At 61.6% G+C, this 20,139-nt stretch carries 15 protein-coding genes; 2 read left to right on the forward strand and 13 right to left on the reverse strand.

The window, feature by feature from the left end; genetic code table 11:
* Nucleotides 1-132: 132 nt before the first annotated feature.
* The 11 genes from VF194_RS12495 to VF194_RS12545 form a co-directional block, all read right to left on the reverse strand.
* A complete protein-coding gene (locus VF194_RS12495) occupies nucleotides 133-1,383 on the reverse strand; it encodes a glycosyl hydrolase family 28-related protein (RefSeq protein ID WP_330891460.1) in 1,251 nt (416 codons plus the stop codon).
* A gap of 10 nt (nucleotides 1,384-1,393) precedes the next feature.
* A complete protein-coding gene (locus tag VF194_RS12500; RefSeq protein WP_330891462.1) occupies nucleotides 1,394-2,761 on the reverse strand; it encodes a hypothetical protein in 1,368 nt (455 codons plus the stop codon).
* Nucleotides 2,758-3,945 (reverse strand): glycosyltransferase family 4 protein, encoded by a 1,188-nt coding sequence (locus VF194_RS12505; RefSeq protein WP_330891463.1) that lies wholly within the window; start codon nucleotides 3,943-3,945, stop codon nucleotides 2,758-2,760. Before VF194_RS12505 ends, VF194_RS12500 begins: the two co-directional genes overlap by 4 nt.
* An 18-nt stretch (nucleotides 3,946-3,963) precedes the next feature.
* Nucleotides 3,964-5,613 carry an undecaprenyl-phosphate glucose phosphotransferase gene (locus VF194_RS12510; protein WP_330891465.1) on the reverse strand — a complete coding sequence of 550 codons (1,650 nt, stop codon included), beginning with the start codon at nucleotides 5,611-5,613 and terminating at the stop codon, nucleotides 3,964-3,966.
* A gap of 193 nt (nucleotides 5,614-5,806) precedes the next feature.
* Nucleotides 5,807-8,218, reverse strand: a complete 2,412-nt coding sequence (locus VF194_RS12515) for a glycosyltransferase (protein ID WP_330891468.1) — start codon at nucleotides 8,216-8,218, stop codon at nucleotides 5,807-5,809.
* Between the two features lie 4 nt (nucleotides 8,219-8,222).
* Nucleotides 8,223-10,514: a polysaccharide biosynthesis tyrosine autokinase gene (locus VF194_RS12520; protein ID WP_330891470.1), complete on the reverse strand. Its 2,292-nt coding sequence runs from the start codon at nucleotides 10,512-10,514 to the stop codon at nucleotides 8,223-8,225.
* A complete protein-coding gene (locus VF194_RS12525; protein WP_330891472.1) occupies nucleotides 10,514-11,164 on the reverse strand; it encodes a polysaccharide biosynthesis/export family protein in 651 nt (216 codons plus the stop codon). The genes VF194_RS12520 and VF194_RS12525 overlap by 1 nt, the downstream gene beginning before the upstream one ends.
* Nucleotides 11,165-11,311: 147 nt before the next feature.
* A complete protein-coding gene (locus tag VF194_RS12530; protein ID WP_330891474.1) occupies nucleotides 11,312-12,610 on the reverse strand; it encodes an outer membrane beta-barrel protein in 1,299 nt (432 codons plus the stop codon).
* A 37-nt stretch (nucleotides 12,611-12,647) separates the two neighbouring features.
* Nucleotides 12,648-13,661, reverse strand: coding sequence for a UDP-glucose 4-epimerase GalE (gene galE / locus VF194_RS12535; protein ID WP_330891476.1), 1,014 nt, complete (start codon nucleotides 13,659-13,661; stop codon nucleotides 12,648-12,650).
* Nucleotides 13,648-15,111, reverse strand: coding sequence for a mannose-1-phosphate guanylyltransferase/mannose-6-phosphate isomerase (locus tag VF194_RS12540; protein WP_330891478.1), 1,464 nt, complete (start codon nucleotides 15,109-15,111; stop codon nucleotides 13,648-13,650). Before VF194_RS12540 ends, galE begins: the two co-directional genes overlap by 14 nt.
* A gap of 111 nt (nucleotides 15,112-15,222) precedes the next feature.
* Nucleotides 15,223-16,548 carry a HAMP domain-containing sensor histidine kinase gene (locus tag VF194_RS12545; RefSeq protein ID WP_330891480.1) on the reverse strand — a complete coding sequence of 442 codons (1,326 nt, stop codon included), beginning with the start codon at nucleotides 16,546-16,548 and terminating at the stop codon, nucleotides 15,223-15,225.
* A 33-nt stretch (nucleotides 16,549-16,581) separates the two neighbouring features.
* On the opposite strand from VF194_RS12545, the gene VF194_RS12550 reads away from it, so the two are divergent.
* Nucleotides 16,582-16,752 (forward strand): hypothetical protein, encoded by a 171-nt coding sequence (locus tag VF194_RS12550; protein ID WP_330891482.1) that lies wholly within the window; start codon nucleotides 16,582-16,584, stop codon nucleotides 16,750-16,752.
* Here VF194_RS12550 and VF194_RS12555 read toward each other — a convergent pair.
* Both VF194_RS12555 and VF194_RS12560 read right to left on the reverse strand, forming a co-directional pair.
* Nucleotides 16,736-17,563 carry a response regulator transcription factor gene (locus VF194_RS12555; RefSeq protein WP_330891484.1) on the reverse strand — a complete coding sequence of 276 codons (828 nt, stop codon included), beginning with the start codon at nucleotides 17,561-17,563 and terminating at the stop codon, nucleotides 16,736-16,738. The genes VF194_RS12550 and VF194_RS12555 overlap by 17 nt on opposite strands.
* The gene (locus VF194_RS12560; RefSeq protein WP_330891486.1) at nucleotides 17,496-17,948 is read right to left on the reverse strand and encodes a hypothetical protein; all 453 of its coding nucleotides are present in this window, start codon (nucleotides 17,946-17,948) and stop codon (nucleotides 17,496-17,498) included. Before VF194_RS12560 ends, VF194_RS12555 begins: the two co-directional genes overlap by 68 nt.
* 566 nt (nucleotides 17,949-18,514) lie before the next feature.
* Here VF194_RS12560 and pgmG point away from each other — a divergent pair.
* Nucleotides 18,515-19,981 (forward strand): phosphoglucomutase/phosphomannomutase PgmG, encoded by a 1,467-nt coding sequence (gene pgmG / locus VF194_RS12565; protein WP_330891488.1) that lies wholly within the window; start codon nucleotides 18,515-18,517, stop codon nucleotides 19,979-19,981.
* The last annotated feature ends 158 nt before the right edge of the window (nucleotides 19,982-20,139 follow it).

The following is a 20,139-nucleotide window of genomic DNA, read 5'->3' on the forward strand; positions in this document are numbered from 1 at the left end:
CGAAAGGCAGCTGAACGCAGTGTCGAGGCAACATGGCAACGTATCGGAAGCCTGCTGGACCGCTTCCCGCCACAGGAATGCGCAAACTATCTCAGGAACGCTGGCTATGCTTCGATCTAACGGGATTCCGGTCTAGGCGCCGACCAGCGCGCCATCCTCATCCGATTGAGGATCTCCCTTCTTGATCCGGAGGCGGCCGCGGCCATCGACCCAGAGGCGATATTCGCCGAGCCGGGGCAGATTGCGACTGCGGTAATCGCTGCCCAAGCGGATGCCGCTGCCATTGCCGCCGATCTCGATCGGCTCGAAGCCATTCTCGGTGTCCACGCGCCCGGTGCAGCCGAGCAAGGTGATCTGCGCTTTCTCGCGGCTTCCATTCAGCCTGGCCAGGCCAGCTTGCTTGGCCTTACCCCCGCCAAAGCCGGTGCAACCGACCATCACCAGATGGCTGATGATGAAGCTGCGGACCAGATGCGTCTGCTGGTAGACCGAGTAGGCGGTACAGCCGATCATGGTGCCGAAATTCTTGATCATGGCGCCGGCATCGCCCTGCGAGAAATCCCTCGCGCCTTGATGATTGTTTTCGAAGCCGCAATTGGACAGCAGGGTACAGCCATTATCCGCCAGCAATCCGAATTGGCGATTGAGCAGGAAATAGCAGCCATGAAAGCTGACGTCGTAGCATCGGTTGACCATCGCGGCGCCATGCTCGCCATTATTGCCGAACACGGATCCGAAAACGTGAATGGCGGACAAAATGCCGCCTCCCCGGCCATGGGCGAAGGTGATCCCGTTACCCTTATTGTCCCGGAAGTAGCAATTGACGAGCTGGCCTTCGAATACATTGCCAATGAGGCGGCAGCCATCGCCGCCACATCCCTGCACAACGATGTCGCGCAGGCAAAAATTGTAGAAGTAGCGACCCTCAGCCTCGCAGGCGATCGAGATGCCATGACCATCGCGTCCGGAACCACGGATTTCCAGCCCTTCGACCAGAATGAAGCGAGTGGTCGCATTGCTGACCAGTTCCACCACACTGGCGCCATTGTCGATGGCCGATATCAGGCGCGCCCCATGCGCAACGATGCCGCTGAGCCGCGTAACGTTGGCACGCGGCGCAATCCGCAGCGGCCGGCTGACCCGGTATTCGCCCGGAGGGATGGTCAGCATGCCGGGGGGCTCATCGAGCAGAGCCGCATCGAAAGCACGCTGCAGCGCATGCGTATCGTCCGCCCGGCCATCTCCGACGACACCGAAATCCCTGGCCGAAAGCTGTCGGCCTACCGGCCGGTCTTCCCCCCTCCCCGTCGCCGCATGAGCCGAGGAAAGCATCCCACCGAGCGCCAAGCCGCTGCCGAGTGAAAGGAGGTCTCGTCGCTGCATCGTTTTTCCCTCAGTAATGTCGAGCCAATCCCGGCTGACGCAAGCGGCCGCCGAGCCGCAGCGGCGAGAGCGGGCCTCTGGATTGCGGCAAAGGAACAACGTTCGGCGCCAGCGTTCTGCAGCACAGCGCGCCCAAACCGGCCGCCATCAGCAGGACGACCCAGGTTTTTGGCCCGACATAGGCGCCGGACGCTTGGCCGAAAATGACCCACACCCCCCAGCAGAACAGAACGCTGGGCGCTCCAATCACGCGGAGCCACAACGAGAGGGCGGCCAGTGTCGCGATGCCCCAGACCAGGCCGAGGTAGATCCAATGGAGCCAGAAGTAATTGGTCAGCACCTCGGCAGCCTTCGAGAAACCCCAGGCGGCCGAGTACATCGAGGACTTCATGAACGTGGTGGCGACCAGATCGCCGAGGAAGGGCTCGCCGGTCAAACCCGCTCCGGCCCAAGGGTAGGTTTTCAGGACCTCGAAAGCGACCATCGCCGGCCCGACCACACGGTAGAAGAAGCTGGGATCCTGACCAGTGGCGATCTGGCTGAAGCGCTCGGCATAAATGGTCGTGCCGAGCAAGAGGAAAACAGCCAGCAGGATTGACCCAAAGATCAATATGCCGGCCCGATAGCCGGGTATTCGCAGATGCGGCGGTGTCGCCAGCGGCGTGATGAAAAAGTAATAGAGCGGCAGGATCACGAGGGACAGAAGCAAGGTCGGTCCCGGCATCACCGTCAGACCTGCAGCGAGAAACCCGACATAGACCAGGGGCTTCCAGCGCGACGTGCTTGCAAGAAACCATCCGAACAGGAAAAGAGTGTAGCCAAAAGTGACGGCTGACGGCTCGGAGGTGAACAGCTTCGGGCGAATCTTGCCATACAGAAGCTGATCGCGCAGATCCGCGTCATAAACGCCGGAGCTGTAAATTTGTCTTCTTACCGCATCGCTGATCTTGTCCAGCCCGGCATATTGCTCGAGCAGGCAGCCAACGATGATAAAGATCAGGAACCAGAAGAACAGCCGCGAAAGCTGCTTTCTGTCCGCCTCCAGGATCGTCAGGAACATCGCATAGGAAATCACCAGCGAATACACGAGCTGAATGAGCCCGGTGAAGCGTTTGCCCAGAAACTCCAGATTGGTGGCGGACAGGATGGCTGCTACGTAAATGGCGACCACGAAGAACAAGGCAGAGACATGCTGTGCTGTGATACGATCGCGCCGGCGCCAAAGCAGTACGATGCCGGCCAGTCCGGAAGGCGCCGCCGGGAAGGGGATTCTATCCGTTATGGGAATCGCGACGCCGAGATATATCCCGGCAAAGAAGATGACGAGCAGCAGGATATCGACGCCGCCGAGCCGCCGCTGTTCAGCAATAGCCATCATGCGGCACCAATCGCGTTCATGAGCTGACGCCCCCGGCTGGGCCAGTCGAAGGCATCCTGACAGGAGGCAAAGGCCCGGTCCTGCAGTCGATTCAAACGATCGCAATCGTCGATGACACGCAGGACGCCACGGGCCAGGGCCTCGAGGTCCGGGTATAGCAGAATGCTGTCCTCCTGCTGCAACGGGACACCGGCCACGGATCCGTACAAGGCCAGGATCGGCATCCGGTTGAAAACGTAATCCAGCACCTTGAGCTTGAAACCGCCGCCATGGCGTTCCGGCACCAGGGCGATGCGGGATTGCCGCATGTAGGGGTCGATATCCTCTACCGCTCCCGTGAACTGGGTGGCGTGTACCCGCTGGCGCAGACGCTTAAGGAATTCCGCTTCGGCGCTGCCGACGACCTGCAGCTCCGCGCCATGCTCGGCGAAAAGCGGATCGGCGATCGAGATGAATTCTTCCAGATTCATGCGCTTGGCGATCCAGTCGAAGCTGCCGACGATGATGGCGCGCCGCGGCAGATCCTGCGTGATACGGCGTTCGTCGAGGCGGTCGCCGTCATAGCCAGGCGGCAGAACCTCGATCGGACAGCGGATCTTTTGCTGCAGATAGAGCTTACGGTCCTCAGCCGTGATCGCCGTGACGAGATCGACGGTATCGAGCAGCGCGCGCTCCAGCATGACCGCTTTCGCCGCATCGTATTGCAGAATCTGGCGCTTGATCGGATTCTGCTGCCCGCGCGCCACTTCCGGCCGCAGGCTGGTCTCGTGGTTATGAGATACATAGACCAGCTTCGGCCGCCGGCCTGCTCCGTTATAACACTTCAGCACCGGCCGGAGCGCCCAGGCCGCGGAAATCCCATCGAACACGATCACATCGGGCGTTTCGGATGCCAGTCGGCTGGCGAGCATGCGCTGCAGGGCCGGGGTGCGGCCGCGATCGGCGACATGCGGCAACGGCGAAAGCAGGCTCATCCAACTTGGCTTCGCCTGAAAGTCCGCCAGCCACCACCGCACCGCATCGGTCGATCGTTTGGTGCTCGCGCTCTGTCCGGGTCGCGCCAAGCCGACAACGTCAACCCTTGCCCCGCTGCCCGCCAGCGCATCGATCAGGCCACCGGAATAGACATACTGACCGTTATGTCTCGGCTCGGGATCGGCATAGGTCACCCAAAGGCAGTGCATGGGATGATCGCCCTCCGGTCAGTAGGCCTGGCGTCCGGTGAAGCCGCCGAAGATCGTCCGAAAGATGATCAGAAAATCCAACCAGATAGACCAGTTCCGGATATAATAGAGATCGTACTCGACGCGTTTCTCGATCTGCTCGACCGTCTCCGTCTCGCCTCGCCAGCCATTGACCTGCGCCCAGCCGGTGATGCCGGGCTTCATCCGATGGCGCGCGTCGTAATAGCGGACCGCCTCCTGATAGAGCAGCCCGCCGGCTTTCGCCGCCAGCGCATGGGGCCGCGGCCCCACGACCGACATCTCGCCGCGCAGGACGTTGATGAACTGCGGCAACTCATCGAGGCTGGTCCGGCGCAGAAAGGCGCCCAATCGCGTGACACGAGGATCATTCCGCTGCGTTAGCTGCTCGGCCTTGGGATCGCTCGCATGGTTGTGCATGGTGCGAAACTTCAGCACTTCGATCAGCTGATTGTTCAATCCATACCGCTTCTGCCGGAAGAAGACGGGCCCCGGACTATCCAGCTTCACCAGCACGGCGATCACGGCCAGTATGGGCGAGATCAGCATGAGGATGATCGCCGCAACCACGCGGTCCTCGATGTTTTTCGCAATCCCGCGCCAATCCCTCAAAGGGCGCTGCTCGGCGCATAGCAGGTTCACGCCGGCAACATGCCAGGTCTCATCACCACCTCGAGCCAGGCCATTGCTGCTTAGTTGAAAACCATACTGGTCCGGACAAAGGCAGATATCGACCGCCGCCTGGCGCAGTTGCGCCATGATTTCAGCAATGCGCCGCTCCGCCGATAGCGGCAGCGCAACAATCACCATGTCGATTCCGCCATGACGCACGCGATCGATCAAATCAGCTACCGTGCCAAGCACCTTGTGGCCCATGCAGCGCTCCGGCAGACGTGCCAGCCTGTCGTCGTAGACGCCGACGACCACGACATTCCGATCAGCCTGTGCATTGATGCGCCGCAACAGGCGCTGGCCGATGGCGCCACTGCCTAGAACGGCTATGCGCCGCTGCAGACGCCCCTGGCGGCGCCACCTGATCATCAACAGGGCACAGACGGCGCGGGATAGCAGCGACAGGATTGCCCCATAGCCGAGCCAGGAGGCCAGCCAGGTGCGTTCGGGTCCAGCCGGAACATGGCTCAGCAAGATCACGCCACCTGCCGCCAGCGCAGCAGCGCCCCAAGCAAGCAGCAGGTGAGTGGCGGACAGGCTGAAGGATCGCACCACCCTGGTGTGATAAGACCCGAGCAGGTGCAGAATGTTGACGACGAGCAGAGCGCCGAAAAGAGATATTGCCAGTGGCAACGGTGCGCTGGCATCCGCTCCGCCAGCCGGTGTGAATGCGGTTGCGGCGAATCCGGCGGAGAAAGCGACCGCGGCATCAAATCCGCGCAATATTCCGGCCACGACGATCAGGGAGATACGCCCCGGCAGCCGCTCCGGCTCCGTGGCAGGTGCCTGCGCCGCGCGGCGGGTCTGGACGACCGGAAACGATGCCGTTCCAGCATTGCGCAGCGCCAGCCCCGAACGCTCGACGGATGCCCTCTCGTATGCGGCATTGCGCGCCAAGGGCCCGCGCGGCTGTGGCGCATTGATGGCGGCATGGGCGCGGGCCTTGACCGCAGGCTTGGCAAGGATTTCGAGCGTCATCAAGAACCCTCTTTCTGCCTCGTATCAACGGCGCCGGCATCGTCCCGTTCGAACCGGGAATGCCGGCGGATACAACTTCTGCGGCCGTTGCCTCCCAAGCAGGATTTGCCACAGCCGCAGGGGCCGGTGTTGTGACCAAGATGGGGCCCGCAAAGCCCTGATCGTCGCGAAGAAATCGTTCTGGATCTGCGGCCTAGGACGTGCGCAGGCTGCCGAAGACATGGGCAGCGAATGCTTCCGGCGTTCGGTCCGATACAAACTTGGCCGCCGATTTCTGATCGAAGAATCGATCCGGTCCCTCGATCGCCAGTTTCGTCAGCGCAGTCGCCAGCAGGCTCGGCTGGGTCACATCAGCCGCGAGCCCGAGGCGATAATCCTGCACCAGGCGTCCCACCAATCCGTAATCCTGGGTCAGCAGCGGTTTTCCAGCCCTCGCCGCCCATAGCAGAACACCGCTCGAGCCGACGAATCGCTGATATGGCGCCAGCACGACGTCGCAGCGGCCGATCAGCGTCTCGATTTCCTCGCTGCTCAGCCAGCGATCCTCGATACGCAACCAGAGCTGTTTCTGCTCTTTGCGCAGTGCTGCTTCAAGTTCCGCCAATTGTCGGCTCACATCAGGCGCAACCTTGCCGGCGATGACCACCGCCACCCTGCCGGCAATATCCTCCGGCAGCAGCCGCAATGCCTCCAGCAGGGCGAGGACGCCTTTACGCGCCGTCAGAACGCCAAACATCACGAAGGTAATCCGCTCGTTCGGTATCTGAATCGACGCCGCCTTGACGGATATCGCCATGCGGGGATGCGCCGGGTCTGGGACGGCATGGACCTTGTGCCCCCCCAGGTAGCGCTGCGCGGCATAATCCGGAAAGAACGGATCCAAGGTCAGGACGGTATCCACGGCGCGATTGAGCAGCATCATGCGATAGAGCAGCGCCTTGCGCAGGTCGCGAATGCGCTCTCGCAATGTTGGCCGATAGCTCCCGAGCGAGGGATAGTGCACCGAAGGCCGAAACAGGATTCCGCTCAGCTTCCGTCCGGAGGCGCCGAGCCCGAAGGCCAGCGGCAGGGACAGATGATCGAGCGACAGAAAGCAGCCGGCATCGGCCCCGGTCCGGCGAAGATAGCGTCGCATCACCCACCATCGGGCAAAGCCGCTGACCGGCAAAATCGAGTGGGTGCAATACCGCCACTCTGACCGGGTCAGGGCAATCAAATGAATCCGCGGCCGCAATTCGCTGGAAATTTCCGGTTCCAAAACAGCCTTCAACTCGCCGGAAACAACGAGCCACATTTCCTCGATCCTGTCTTCGGCCTCGATGTGCCGCATCAGATGCTCCAGCCACTCCCGCGGATGACCGTCGCGGTCCGGCTCCAGGATCAGGACCCTGTGCCGCTGCCGCTCGAGCCGGTCGAGCATCGCAACGAACTTGGCCAACAGCCGGTCGCGGGCATGCTCTGCCTCGATGTAACGGCGTCCGCGCCGCCCCATCTCGACCCGCTCCTCCTCGGCCTCCAGAAGCTCCAGCGCGGTCCGGCAGAGCGCCTCACGGTTATCCGGCGGCACGCAGACGAAGGCGCCGGTTTCCTGAGACAGGCGCCATAGAGCGCTGCCCGGACCGGCCGTTGCAATGAACGGCCGGCCAGCGGCCATGATGCTGTATATTTTGGAGGGAATGGCGAAATCGGCGGCAAGCGGATTTTGCGGGACCAGATGGATATCGCCATGGGCAAGGCCATCGTTCAGGTCCTCCCGCGGCAGCAGGCTCTCGAAACGGATATTGGATAATTCCCGCTGCGCCACCCAATCGGTCATGGCGCCTTTTTCGCTGCCGTCGCCACGCAACAGGATCGCCACGTCCGGTCTGGACTGCGCGATATCTTCGGCAAGCTCCAGCACCTGCCGCAATCCCTGCTTACGCCCGAAATTGCCGCTATAGAGCAGCGTCGGCGCATTTGCCTGCGCATCGGCCTGCGGCTTGATATGATCGGTATCGACCCAGATAGGCAGGATTTCGATCGGCGTCCTCACTCCGATGCCGAGAAGCTGCGCCCGCATCTCCTGGGTCAATACCAGAACGAGATCGACCCGGTTGAGGGTGATTCGCTCGCACCAGCGCATGATCCGCAGCATGGCGCCGGAGCGCACCATATTCAGCCCCTGCGCCAAGCCGGACTGAATGTCATGCACCAGGGCGATATGATGGCCGCCGCGGCGGGTGGCGACCACCCCCAGCATCACGGCGAAGATCGATGGCGAAAGCGAGACGACGGTGGTGTGGCGCGACACGCGCCCGCTCAGTACGGCGATCATGCCGACCAGCAGGAACAGGCATTCGCTGATGATTCGCAGCATTGCGGAGCGGCGCTCCGGATGCCAGCTGCGCAACCGTTCCACAGTCACATTGCCCTCGGTTTCCCGTTTCGGAACCGAAGCATTGAAACTGCGGAACTCGGCCGTATTCGGGTAATGTGCGAGTCCGGTCAGGACGGTGACGGCACGGCCCTCCCGGCCCAGCCACTCCGCCAGGTCGGTAACATAGGACGCCGAACCGATGACCTCTGGCTTATAATGCTGGGTTACAATCAGGACTGGATCGGCCATAGACCTATGCCCAATCGGCAGTCTTAACCAGCATTGGCCGTTCGTATTCGTAGCTCAGATTGGTGTAAGCGTATTTGCGATACTGCTTCGGATCGACCCGGGCCAGTACGAGACCGGCGATATCGGCATTCACCTCCAGCAGTTCCTTCAACCCCTCCATCACGGTCTCGCGGCGTGTGGCCCCCCAGCGCACGACAAACGCAACCTTGTCCACCATGCGCGCAAGCGTGAGGACCTCGGCGCCCACCAGCACCGGCGCCGTATCGATCAGAACCAGATCGTAGCGCGGCGCCAAGGCGTTCAGGATCAGCCGCATGCGCTCGGATGTCAGATACCGCATTGCCTCCGGCGTAAACATGCCGGCCGGGATCACATCCACGCCAGACAGCGAATCGGTGAAGATCGCCTGATCGAGGTTATCCTCCTCGTCCCGGAGCAGCGCCGCCAATCCCCGGCTGTTGGCGCAGCGGAAGAGTTGATGCAATCGGGGATTACGCCAATCGCAATCGATCAGCAGGACCCGCCGCCCCTGGCTCGCCAGCATACGGCCAAGCGACGCCACCAGAACCGACTTGCCCTCTCCCGGAATCGCCGAGCCGAACAGAACAGTTTTGGGCGATTGCGAGGCCTCGGACAGTTCGAGGCCGATATGCAGCTTCCGCAGAGCTTCGGTATAAGGCGATATCGGCCGGCGCAGCACATGGACAATCGGCTCCATGCGTCCGCGGATGGAGGGAACGAGCGCCAGTACCGGCAGCCCGGTCATCGACTCGACCTGGTCTCCGCGCCGAAACGTCTGGTCCGCACTGTCACTGAGCATGGCAATGACGACGCCGATCAAAAAGCCTCCGAAAACCCCGAGGAAGAGGATGAGGGTTTTCGGCGGGAAGCTCGGCCATAGCGGCGAGGCAGCGTTGGAGATCAGTTTCGCATTCGGCTTCTGCAGCTGGTCCTGGCCGATCGTCTCCTTCGCCCGCCCAAGCATCTGCTCAAGCAGATTGTGGTTGACGGTTGCCTCTCGCTCCAGTGCCTCGAGGTGGATCGACTTCTCGTTCACCCCGCCCAGTTGCTTCTGCAGCCGCTCGAAGTTCTGGCGCAACGCTTCATAACGGGCCGTTGCGGTCCGCGCCTCATGCCGCAGGCCACCTATGATGTTGTTCACCTCATTGCGGATCTTGCCGCGAATATCGGCGACCTCCGCCCTGGTGCTGATCACCTTCGGGTGGCGGGGGCCAAAGCTGCTGGACAGATCGGCCAAGCGGCCGGCCGCCTCGGCTTCCTGCTGCTTCAACGCCTGGATGGTCGGCGAACTGAGGACTTGCGGCACGCTCTCGCCAGTGATGCCGGTCTTGCTCAGGGCCTGCGCTTCCTGCAGCCGTGCATCTGCCTCGGCCTTGGCGGTCTGGGCAACGATCAACTGCGTGTTGAGCTCGGTCAACTGCTGCGTGGTGACGCCGGAACTGGTGCCCTGGTAGAGCTTGTTCTCGCGGCGATATTCCTCGACCGCCCGGTCGGACTCTTCCACCTGTTTGCGCAATTGGGCGATCCGGTCGGCAAGGAATTTCTCGACTTCTTCGGTCGCTTGGATCTTGTCGCGCCGCTGCCGAGCCAAATACTGATCCGCAAGGGTGTTGGCGATATCCGCCGAGGTCTGCGCATCGACGGATCGGGCCTGGATGGCAAGGACGTGGGAACGCCCGAGCGTCTCCACGTTCACCTTGTCGAGCAGCGAATCGATGACGGCCGTCATCTCGCGTTCACGCGGATCTGCCTCGTCCGTTGCACTGGCCGGCTCACTCCCGGTTATCGCCGACAGCCAGGAATCCGGGATGTAGCGCAGCGGATTGAGATACGAGAGCGCGACGGCGACAAAGGACGGCTTGCGCAGAAACGGGTTGAATTCCGGATTCTTGTCGAGATGCAACTTGCCGATCGTGGCCTGGGCCACCTCGCGCGACGTGATGATGTAGCTTTCGTTCTGCACGAGATCGGCATCGGGGGCGATATCCGCGATAATCGACTCGATGTTGAGCGCCCGCAGCGGCGGGATTCCGATCAGCACGCGCGATTCAGCTACGTAATAGGATGGCAGCGTCTTCACGATCACGAAGGTGATGATGGCAAATGCCATCGTGACCAGAAAAATCAGGCCACGTCTGCGCCAGAGCTTGCGCAGGACATCGATGAAATTCGGCGGCTCCTGCGGCGGTGCATAGACCGGCGGCGGGGCCGCTTGCAGACCGGCGATCTGCGTCGCCGGCTGCATCCACGGACGGAAACGATCAGGTAGGGTCATTAGAAATACCGCTCGCGTACGGTTATGACATCGCCCGGCAGGACCGGCGTATCCGGCGATGCGCTCAGTTTGGTTTTTTCGCCATTCTCGCCGGTACGAGTGACGTAGAAGGAATTTTCTTTGGCGCGATAGGTAAAGCCACCAGCCAAAGCAACTGCGTTGATCACCGTCATGCCGGAGACGTAGGCGTAGCTGCCTGGGGTACGAACTTCCCCGACGATGTAAAACGGACGATAGGTGAGGACTTCAACGCTGACGCTCGGATCCTTCAGGTAGTCCGGCTTCAATTTGCTGACGAGCAGTTGTTCAAGCGAGGCTGCCGTCAGACCACCGGCCTGAACCTGGCCGATCAATGGAAAGGCCAGGGAGCCGCTACCGTCGACTGAATACTCGCCGGTAAGTTCTGGCTGCCCGTAAACGGTGATGCGAACCCGATCGCCCGATCCCAGACGATAACCTGGCTCTACCTGCGGATGGGCGCCTGGCATTGTCTGAGGCGCGGCGCGAGAATCCGTCGAAGCGTTGGTTGTGCGGGCGGCTTGTCCCCAAGCTGCTCCAGCAGCGAAGGCGACGACGGCCAAAAGCATGACCGCCAGGCTGGCGAGCCGCCGCAAGCTCGCTGCCGCTGTTCCGGTACTGCTGTTCGACATGGCTGGCTTCCCTGCAAAAGATAAGACCTGCGCGCCGCGCTTTCGCGGCTACGCAGGTCTCAGCTCTTACCAACTCTGGGAGCCAGTCTGGTGTGACTAAACAGGGGCAAACAATTGCCCCTGTAAGTAGTCGAAAACCCTAAAAAATTACAGGTGTCCGGTCACCCGCAGGAAGACCACATTTTCGTCAAAATCAGCCCCGCTCTGATCGGAGTTGCGGGTCCGATAGCCGTAGCCGCCGGACAGCGACAGATAACGGTTCATCAGATATTGCGCCCCGATGCTGGCCAGGTAGTAATTGTCGGTCCGCGAAACGCCCTCGAAATCGTCGTTCTGATAGGCCAGAGACGCATTCAGTATCAGATTGCGCAGCAATTCGTGGTCGGCCCGCACTTCCGCCTTGGTGGAAAAATATCCCGAGGCGTTCGACACCGTGGTTTCTTCAACCGTGCGCGACAATGTACCCGTGACGGTCGTCAGGCGGGTGACATTCCAGGTCAGCTTCAATGCAGATGCCCAGCCGCCAAGGCTCTTGAGTGCCGGATCGTCATAATCCTGGACGCGGTAGCCGACGTAACCCTCAAGGAAGGTGACGCCATCAATGTCGTAGTCAGCGCCGACGGCCAACAGGTAGCCGGTCGAATCGCGATCGAAGCCGCTATTCACCTCGGAGTCGTAGTTACGCCAGTTGTAAGCGCCGAGCAGATAAACCTGGCGCAGCGGCGCCAGCTCGTAACCGGTGCGCAACGAAACCTGGGTCTGATCGCGGTCGCGGTCGCTGAGGTCGGACACGGTGCCGTTCGACAGCGTCACGTCACCGTAACGGAACCGGTCGAACTGGCCGTCGAGGCGGGTCGAAAGGCGGTTGAACACCTTCTCGATGCCGGCCGTGGCCTGATAATCGTCATACCGGGCCCGCTCGGTGCTGCCGCTGACATTGTCGGGCGACGACCGCGCCTCATGGCGCCGCAGGTAACCGGCGCCGCCGTATAACCGCAGATCGTGCAGAACATCCAGGCGGCCGTCGGTGGTGAGCGTGTAATCCTCGATGTCCTCGCTCGAGTGATCCGCATAACGCTCGATGCTCGAGTCGGCGTGGAAATTCAGCGCATGATTGTTCCAGTTCGAACGCAAATTGGCGGACGGCTGGATCGTCGTGATGAAATCGTCCTGGGTATTATTCTCGGTGGCGAAGATGTTGCTGTTATAGCTTTCGCCGACCGTGAGGCCGGGCAGCAGCATGAAACCGCCGAGGCGAATCCCGATAGGATCGTAGTCGGGTCTGGGCCGTTCCATCACGGTCTGTCCGCGCGGCACCTCCTCCGTCAGCGGCGCAGGGTTGGTCTGCGCCGGCGGCGTGGCGGTCTGGGCTTTGACCTCAATGGCCGAAAACGCCGACACGGCAATCGGAATTGCAACAGAAACCAGAAGTTTGCGAGCCAACATCTCCCCCCGCTCCGGCGGTTAATCCCGTGCAGCCCGTCTACTGGGCGGCTTGTGCCCGGGATAATACACGCTGATGCCAGCTCCATGCAGTAGAAATCATGGCATCTAACCCAGAATGAAGGGGGTTCCAGCCCAAAAGCTGGCGCGCCCTCGTCGGGTCGGCGAGCAGCACCGCGGGGTCGCCGGGGCGGCGCGTCTCTACTCTTACGGGAATTATCTCTCCGGTTATACGCCTTGCCAGGTCGATCACCTCGCGCACCGTGGCGCCGTTGCCGCTGCCCAAATTGAATACATGGGCTCCGACCGACTTATCGAGATAGCGAAGCGCCGCGACATGGGCGGCTGCCAGATCGCAGACATGCACGTAGTCGCGCACACAGGTGCCATCCCGGGTTGGGTAATCCGCCCCGTAAATGGCGACATGCGAACGGTATCCGGCCGCAACATCTAGAACCAGCGGGATCAGATGCGTCTCTATATGGTGGGCCTCGCCGATTTCCCCCTCCGGATCCGCCCCGGCGGCGTTGAAATAGCGCAGCGAGACCGAATGCAGTCCATAGGCTCGCGCATAATCTTGTAGGACCCGCTCGACCATCTGCTTGCTGGTGCCGTAGGGGTTGAGCGGCCGCTGGGGATGGCTCTCACCCATTGGCATGGTTTCGGGTTCGCCATAGACCGCGGCGCTGGACGAAAACACGATCCGGTCGACGGCATTGCGGCGCATGGCGTCCAACAAACAGAACGTTCCGGCGACATTGTTCGTATAATACTGTCCCGGATCGACAACCGATTCGCTGGAAATGATCAGTCCGGCCAGGTGGATCACCGCCGTCGGGCGATATTGCCGCATCACCTCGTCCAGGCGTCCGGCATCGACCAGGTCGCCGCATTCCAGCGGTCCCCAGCGCACGGCCCAATGATGCCCGGCCGAAAGATTGTCGTAAGCCACCGGCAGAAAGCCGGCTTCGGCCACGGCCTTGCAGACATGGCTGCCGATATAACCGGCGCCGCCGGTTACCAGCAGAGCGGGACGGGGATTAGCAACGGCCATAGGTATCCGCCAGGCGCACGATGTCGTCTTCGCCGAGATATGAGCCGGATTGCACCTCGATCAGGTGTAACGGCAGCTTGCCGGGATTCTCCAGCCGGTGCGCCGCACCGATCGGGATGTAGACGGATTCGTTTTCGCGCAGCAGCAGGGTCTCCTCGTCGCGCTGCACCAGCGCAGTGCCATGCACCACCACCCAGTGTTCGGCACGATGGAAATGCTTCTGCAGGCTGAGCTTCGCCCCCGGTTTCACCATCAGCCGCTTGACTTGGAAGCGCTCGCCTATATCCACGGACCGGTAATAGCCCCAGGGCCGGTAGGTGGTGGTATGCGAAACCGGCTCCGGCCGATTGCGCTGCCGCAATTGCTGCACGATTCGCGATACGTCGTCGACGCAGTCGGCGCGTGCGACCAGCACGGCGTCATCCGTCGATACCACGACGACATCCTCCATGCCGATGACCGCCAGCAGCTTGTCCTCGGTGCGCAGATATGAATTGCGCACATCCTGCGCCATTACATCGCCGGCGATGACATTGCCATCCTGATCCCGTGCTCCGGTGTCGCGCAAGGCCTGGAACGAGCCGAGGTCGCTCCAGGCCATGTCGACTGTCACCACCGTCGCCGTGTCGGTCTGCTCCATCACGGCCCGATCGATCGACAGCGCCGGCGCCGCACTGAAGCTTCCAGCGTCAAGGCGGAAGAAGCCGAGATCGTCATTGCCGGCGGCGACCGCCCGTTCGCAGGCCTCCAGCATGGTCGGATGCAATTCGCGCAATTCTTCGAGATAGCGGCGCGCAGACAGCAGGAAGATGCCGCTGTTCCAGCAGAACGCACCGCTTTCCACATACCGCGTCGCAGTCGCAGGGTCCGGCTTTTCGACAAAACGGTCGACAACGCGGACTTGATCTGATCCGTCGAGCAGCGGCCCGACTTTTATGTAGCCATAGCCAGGCTCCGGCCGGGTCGGCTTGATGCCGAAGGTGACCAGCCGTCCCTGCTCGGCCGGTCCGATTCCGGCCTGGATGGCGCGATGGAATTCGCCGATGCCGCCGATCGCATGATCGGCCGGCTGCACCAGCATCATCGCGTCCGGTTCGAACTGGCTCAGCCATAGGGCAACAGCGGCGAGAGCCGGACCCGTATTGCGGGCGACCGGCTCAAGGATGATCTTGCGCGGCTGAATACCGATCTCGCCGAGCTGCTCTTCGATCAGGAAGCGATGCTCGTCGTTGCAGACAAGAATGGGCGCCGAGAATCCGACGTCGTGCGCCGTACGCTCGACCGTTTCCTGCAACAGAGTCCGATCCGAGGTCAACGCCAGCAGCTGCTTGGGATAGACGGACCTGGACAGCGGCCATAGCCGCGTACCCGATCCCCCCGCGAGTATGACCGGGTGAATGCGGAAGCTGTCCTGCTCCAGCATCTGGCTCGTTTCGATCACGGCGTTCATATCGACCTCGTCGACAGGGATTTGGGGAGGGAAGCCCTGTGACTATGGACACTTATGCCTGGAGCGACCAGTGATCAAACTGTGGCGTCCTCGTTGGACGGCAAAGCCGCCTCAATCGGCGGCAGACAGCATGACCTGCACACTCAGACCGCCGGTGATCCGATTCATCGCAGCAACGCGTCCGCCCAGCGCCTCGACATTGCGCCGCACGATCCATAGGCCGAGACCGGAATGATCGAGATTGCGGCGCCCCTCGCGCCGGACGTCTTCGATCTTCTTGGGCCGCAGCGAGAAATAACGCTCGAAGACATGCACAACCTTGTCTGGTGCAATGCCGGGCCCCTCATCGTCGATGCGCAGCAGGATCTTTCCATATTCCTGGGTCAGCGTCACCGTGATGGTGCTTTCCGGCGGCGAGAAGCTGATCGCATTGTCGAGGATGTTCTCGACGACAACATCCAGAACGCCTTTGCCGGCATGTACGATGACGTTGTCCGCCAGGGTGCGGACCAACCTGATCTGGCGCTCCGCAAGGGTTTCCCGATAGCGGAAGAGAACGTCGGCAATGACGTTGGTGAGGTTCACCGCTTCGCGCGGCGCATCGATCAAATCGGCGGTGTTATAATCCAGGCGCTGCGAGGCGTTGACGAGGGCATGCAGCCTCTGGATCGAGGATTCGATCAGCACGATGGCGCGCTTGGCGCGTTCGCTGCCTTCCGGAACGATCCGCTTCAACGGCTCCAGCGAGGATTGAATCGTGCAGATCGGCGCCTTGAAGGAATGGGCATTGTCCTCGGCCGTCTGGCGGATCTCCTGCGCAACCTTGTGCAGATCGCCGACGAAACGGTCGAAATCGGCCGCGACACTGGTCAGTTCGGGCACCACATTGCGGTCGGCGAATGTGCGGCCGTCGGCGCGCCCCTGCCGGACCTGGCGCGCGACGCGGCGGAAGTGATGCAGACTCCGCCACACGCTCCATGCGATCAGGATCGCCAGCAGCGCAAAGGTGAAATAGATGGCCGCGGCGATGCGAATTTCCTGCGTCTGCCAGTATGAACGGCCGATCGACACATTGAGGAATTCCGATACCGGATGCGCCGATATCAACACCCAGCAGCCCCAGCGCGTCTGGATCGGCTGCAGCGCGGTCATGATCTCTTCCTGCCCATTGGCTTGCCGATAGCGCAGATCGAGCGACGATGACCATTCGCAGCTTTGCGACAATCGCTGCAATATGCCGTGCCCGGCGAGGCTCTCAAGCTCGGCGCCGACCTGATCCGGCGTCGCCTCGGGCGAGGACGCCACGTAAAAGAAGCGGTCGCCGGTCTTCTCGCTGGCCGGCGAATACATCAGCTTGAGGATCGTGCGGCCGTCGTTGTAGCGCTGCAGCTCCTTGTTCAAGGCGGAGTGCAGCGGGCCGGAAGGACTGTCAAGCATCGGCGACAGTGCCTGCGCGATCAGCCAGTTGCGATGCTGTATGCCGCGTACGACCAGTTCGCGACGCTGTGCATCAGCGCTTTCGAACTGGCCATACAGGACTATCGGCAACGCAATGAAGACAGCGACCAGACCGACCAGTTTCAGCGTCAGCGATGCGCCGAGGCGGCGCAGCCGACGCCAAAAATCAGGCCGGTTCGCTGACGGTATGGACGTCGGCGGCGCCTCGCCAGCGGTAGCCGAAGGCAAGGAAGTTTTCGATCTGGGAAAAATCTGGATCGAGGGCGCGGAACTTATTGCGGATGCGTTTGATCGAGGATCGTACGTTTGTCCGGTATCCATCTTCGCCATTCCCTGCGATGAAACCCGCATGATGAACGCAATCGTATATTGACCGGTACGTGACGTATTCGCCTGAGCTCTGCACCAGAAGAGAAACGATGTTGTACTCGACCACTGTGAGGTTGACGTCCTCGCCGCGCCACAGAGCGCGGCTGACCTGCGGCCGCAAGGTCAGATCGCCGCAATGAATCACTTCCTGACGCCGCTGCTCAGCCGGCAGTTTGGCCGGACTCAGGCTGAGGCGGATGCGCTTGGCAAGGATCGCCGCACCGCGCGACTTGTTGACGAAATCGAGAGCGCCGCTGTCAAGCGCCGCACTCTCATAGGCAGTCGCCGGCATACCGGTCAGGAAAATCGCCGGCAGCATGATGCCGCGGCGACGCATCTGGCCCAAAAGATCCAGGCCGGACAGCCCCGGCAGGCGCCAATCGAGGACGATGACGTCGCCCGTGCCGCCCTGGCTGAAGTAGTCGAACATGCTGGCGCCGTCGCTAAAGCCCTGCACGCTGAAGCCTTCATCGGTCAGCTCGCCAGTGATCGCTTCCCGGAAATCGTCGTCATCGTCAACTAGGATAACGCGAACTGTCTCTTCATTGCGGAAGAGTTCATTTCGACCTGGCATGGGAGCGTAGCTCGGACCAGCATTGGCGCTTTCCCTGATCAGTGTCGTCATTGCTTTTCACCTCGTAGCTTAGGATTCGGAAAACCCTGGTTTCTACATCGGGGTAAAATGAGACATTCAGATGGCAACTGGCCTGTTTGTACCGCCAAATTTTTGCCGGCGGACGATCTTCGACAACCGTTGGCTTGCCCAACAGATCACGCAACTCGTCTTCACGAAGACCGGACAACGACATGTCGCGATCTTCGCCAACTGATGGTGGTACGGCTGAAGTGAGAACCACGCTGGTATCGCCCGGAGAGGACGATTGTTCGGAAGCGTTCGTCGCCTCGTTCTTTTCTGCCTTGTCTGCCCCCTTTTTATGTTTGGAACCAGATCCAGACTGATGTGACGATGCGGCCATCGGCTGCGTCGCCCCCGGCCATTTACTGCCCATCGGCCAATACCGTGCGTCGCAGCCACCCAGCAGAACCAAGCAGCCACTTACAAGCAACCACGACGCACACCCCCTCGCAGAACGGTCCTTCATGGCCCGCCTCGCTGTGCCGGCGTCGTTGCCGGCCTGCGTAGACCTCATCCACACAGAATTGGTAGCGCCGGTTGTCATTGCGCTCGGTCTCGCTCCACGACAATCCATTCGCCAGGCATCTCCCGATGCCCAGCATCTGCCATCTCAAGCTTTCCCCCGGTCATCCCTTTGCGGGTTCGTGCCTGCATCGCTGCAGGGCGAGCATGATTTGGCAACGGCCGTCATAGAACAGGGCCGAAAAGCCGCCGTCATTCTATGAGTGCCGCTGCCGCGTTCAAGCACGGAGAGGCAAAACGATGACTGGGCCACGGAAAAGTCACAGCAATCTCGTTTATGTCATGACCACACAATTAACACACAGCATAGATGATGGTTTCGCCTTAATGTGCGCGACCTTGCACGAGGCCGCCGCGCGCCAGTGAAACGGCGCGAATGTCTCGCCGCGTCTGCCGCCTGTTGAAAGGAGTGAGGTAATGTCCAGGCACCAGTTCGATGCCAGCATCCTGCGCGAATACGATATCCGCGGCATTGTCGGATCGACGCTTACCGTAGCGGATGCGCAGGCGCTCGGACGAGCGTTCGGCACCTTCGTCGCCGACAATGGCGGCCGCGTCGTCGCGCTCGGCCAGGACGGCCGGCACAGCTCGCCGGCACTGGCCAACGCCTTTTCAAAAGGCCTGCGCATGGCCGGGATGGACGTCCTGCGCATCGGCGTCGGGCCGACGCCGATGCTGTATTTCGCCGGCCGGCATCTCGGCGCCGATGCGGCGGCGATGATCACCGGATCGCACAATCCGCCCGAATACAACGGCTTCAAGCTGGTCCTCGGCGGACGCAGCGTGCATGGCGCAGATATCCAGCGGCTCGGAACGCTGATGAGGAACGGCGAATTTGCCAGCGGCAACGGCCGCTCGATCCGCCGCTCCGTCTTCGGCGCCTATGTCCGCCGCCTGATGCACGACGCGGAACTGGCGCGTTCGCTATCGGTCGCCTGGGATCCCGGCAACGGCGCTTCCGGCGCGGTGGTCCAGCGCATCACGCATTATCTTCCCGGCCGGCATATCGTGCTCAACGGGACGATCGACGGCAGCTTTCCCGCGCACCATCCCGATCCGACTCTGCCCGAGACCTTGGAGCAGCTCCGCGCCACGGTGCTGAGCGAAGGATGCGATCTTGGCATCGCCTTCGATGGCGATGGCGACCGGCTCGGCGTCATCGACAACCGCGGCAACATTCTCTGGGGCGACCAGCTGATGATCCTCTGGTCGGAGGAAATCCTGCGGCGGCAGCCGGGCGCCACGATCATCGCCGATGTGAAGACCAGCCAGACGGTCTTCGACGCGATCGAGCGCTTGGGCGGCAATCCGATCATGTGGAAAAGCGGCCATTCGCTGATCAAATCCAAGATGCAGGAATGCGGTGCCGTCTTCGCCGGCGAGATGAGCGGCCACATCTTTTTCGCCGACCGATATTTTGGATACGACGATGCGCTCTACGCCGCGGTGCGGCTGTTGAACATCGTCGCCCGCAGCAGTCGCAGCCTGGCCGATCTTCACGACCGGCTGCCGCAGACCGTCAATACACCCGAGTTGCGCATCGAGGTGGACGAAGCGCGCAAGTTCGCCATCATCGACGAGGTGAAACTGCGGCTCAAACGCAATGGCGCCGAGGTCAACGACATCGATGGCGTGCGTGTGACGACACAAGATGGCTGGTGGCTGCTGCGCGCCTCGAACACCCAGAATGTTCTGGTCGGACGGTGTGAAGCCGCCGATCCTGCCGGCCTGCAGCGGCTGAAGAATGCCCTCGCCGAGCAGATGGCGGCGAGCGGCATCCCTGCCGAAGAGCTGGGGCCGATCCTTGGGGATGGCTCGATGCCGATCGCAGACGTCCAGGGCAAAAAGCCGCCTGGCGCCAAATCCGTCGAGGCGGTCGCCTAGGCGGCCGTCTTCTGCCTGTACTGACGGCAGCTCAAGATTGCATTCCGAGCTACGAACAAGAAAAGGTCTACGACCGAAGGACTGGGGGCGGAGCCCTTCTTTTGGATACAAGTGTAGTTCTTCCAAACGCCAGGCATGCTGCGGCGCAATATAGCCAA

The sequence above is a fragment of the Ferrovibrio sp. genome (genome assembly GCF_036381655.1).
Taxonomy (GTDB): domain Bacteria; phylum Pseudomonadota; class Alphaproteobacteria; order Ferrovibrionales; family Ferrovibrionaceae; genus Ferrovibrio.

Bases quoted from the DNA above. Each gene is read 5' to 3' on its own strand.
- VF194_RS12555 (WP_330891484.1), bottom strand. From the start codon at position 17,563: ATGACGACACTGATCAGGGAAAGCGCCAATGCTGGTCCGAGCTACGCT.
- VF194_RS12550 (WP_330891482.1), top strand. From the start codon at position 16,582: ATGCTGTATGCCGCGTACGACCAGTTCGCGACGCTGTGCATCAGCGCT.
- VF194_RS12560 (WP_330891486.1), bottom strand. From the start codon at position 17,948: ATGGGCAGTAAATGGCCGGGGGCGACGCAGCCGATGGCCGCATCGTCA.
- VF194_RS12540 (WP_330891478.1), bottom strand. From the start codon at position 15,111: ATGAACGCCGTGATCGAAACGAGCCAGATGCTGGAGCAGGACAGCTTC.
- VF194_RS12495 (WP_330891460.1), bottom strand. From the start codon at position 1,383: ATGCAGCGACGAGACCTCCTTTCACTCGGCAGCGGCTTGGCGCTCGGT.
- galE (WP_330891476.1), bottom strand. From the start codon at position 13,661: ATGGCCGTTGCTAATCCCCGTCCCGCTCTGCTGGTAACCGGCGGCGCC.
- VF194_RS12525 (WP_330891472.1), bottom strand. From the start codon at position 11,164: ATGTCGAACAGCAGTACCGGAACAGCGGCAGCGAGCTTGCGGCGGCTC.
- VF194_RS12515 (WP_330891468.1), bottom strand. From the start codon at position 8,218: ATGGCCGATCCAGTCCTGATTGTAACCCAGCATTATAAGCCAGAGGTC.
- VF194_RS12520 (WP_330891470.1), bottom strand. From the start codon at position 10,514: ATGACCCTACCTGATCGTTTCCGTCCGTGGATGCAGCCGGCGACGCAG.
- VF194_RS12500 (WP_330891462.1), bottom strand. From the start codon at position 2,761: ATGATGGCTATTGCTGAACAGCGGCGGCTCGGCGGCGTCGATATCCTG.
- VF194_RS12510 (WP_330891465.1), bottom strand. From the start codon at position 5,613: ATGACGCTCGAAATCCTTGCCAAGCCTGCGGTCAAGGCCCGCGCCCAT.
- VF194_RS12505 (WP_330891463.1), bottom strand. From the start codon at position 3,945: ATGCACTGCCTTTGGGTGACCTATGCCGATCCCGAGCCGAGACATAAC.
- VF194_RS12545 (WP_330891480.1), bottom strand. From the start codon at position 16,548: ATGCTTGACAGTCCTTCCGGCCCGCTGCACTCCGCCTTGAACAAGGAG.
- pgmG (WP_330891488.1), top strand. From the start codon at position 18,515: ATGTCCAGGCACCAGTTCGATGCCAGCATCCTGCGCGAATACGATATC.
- VF194_RS12530 (WP_330891474.1), bottom strand. From the start codon at position 12,610: ATGTTGGCTCGCAAACTTCTGGTTTCTGTTGCAATTCCGATTGCCGTG.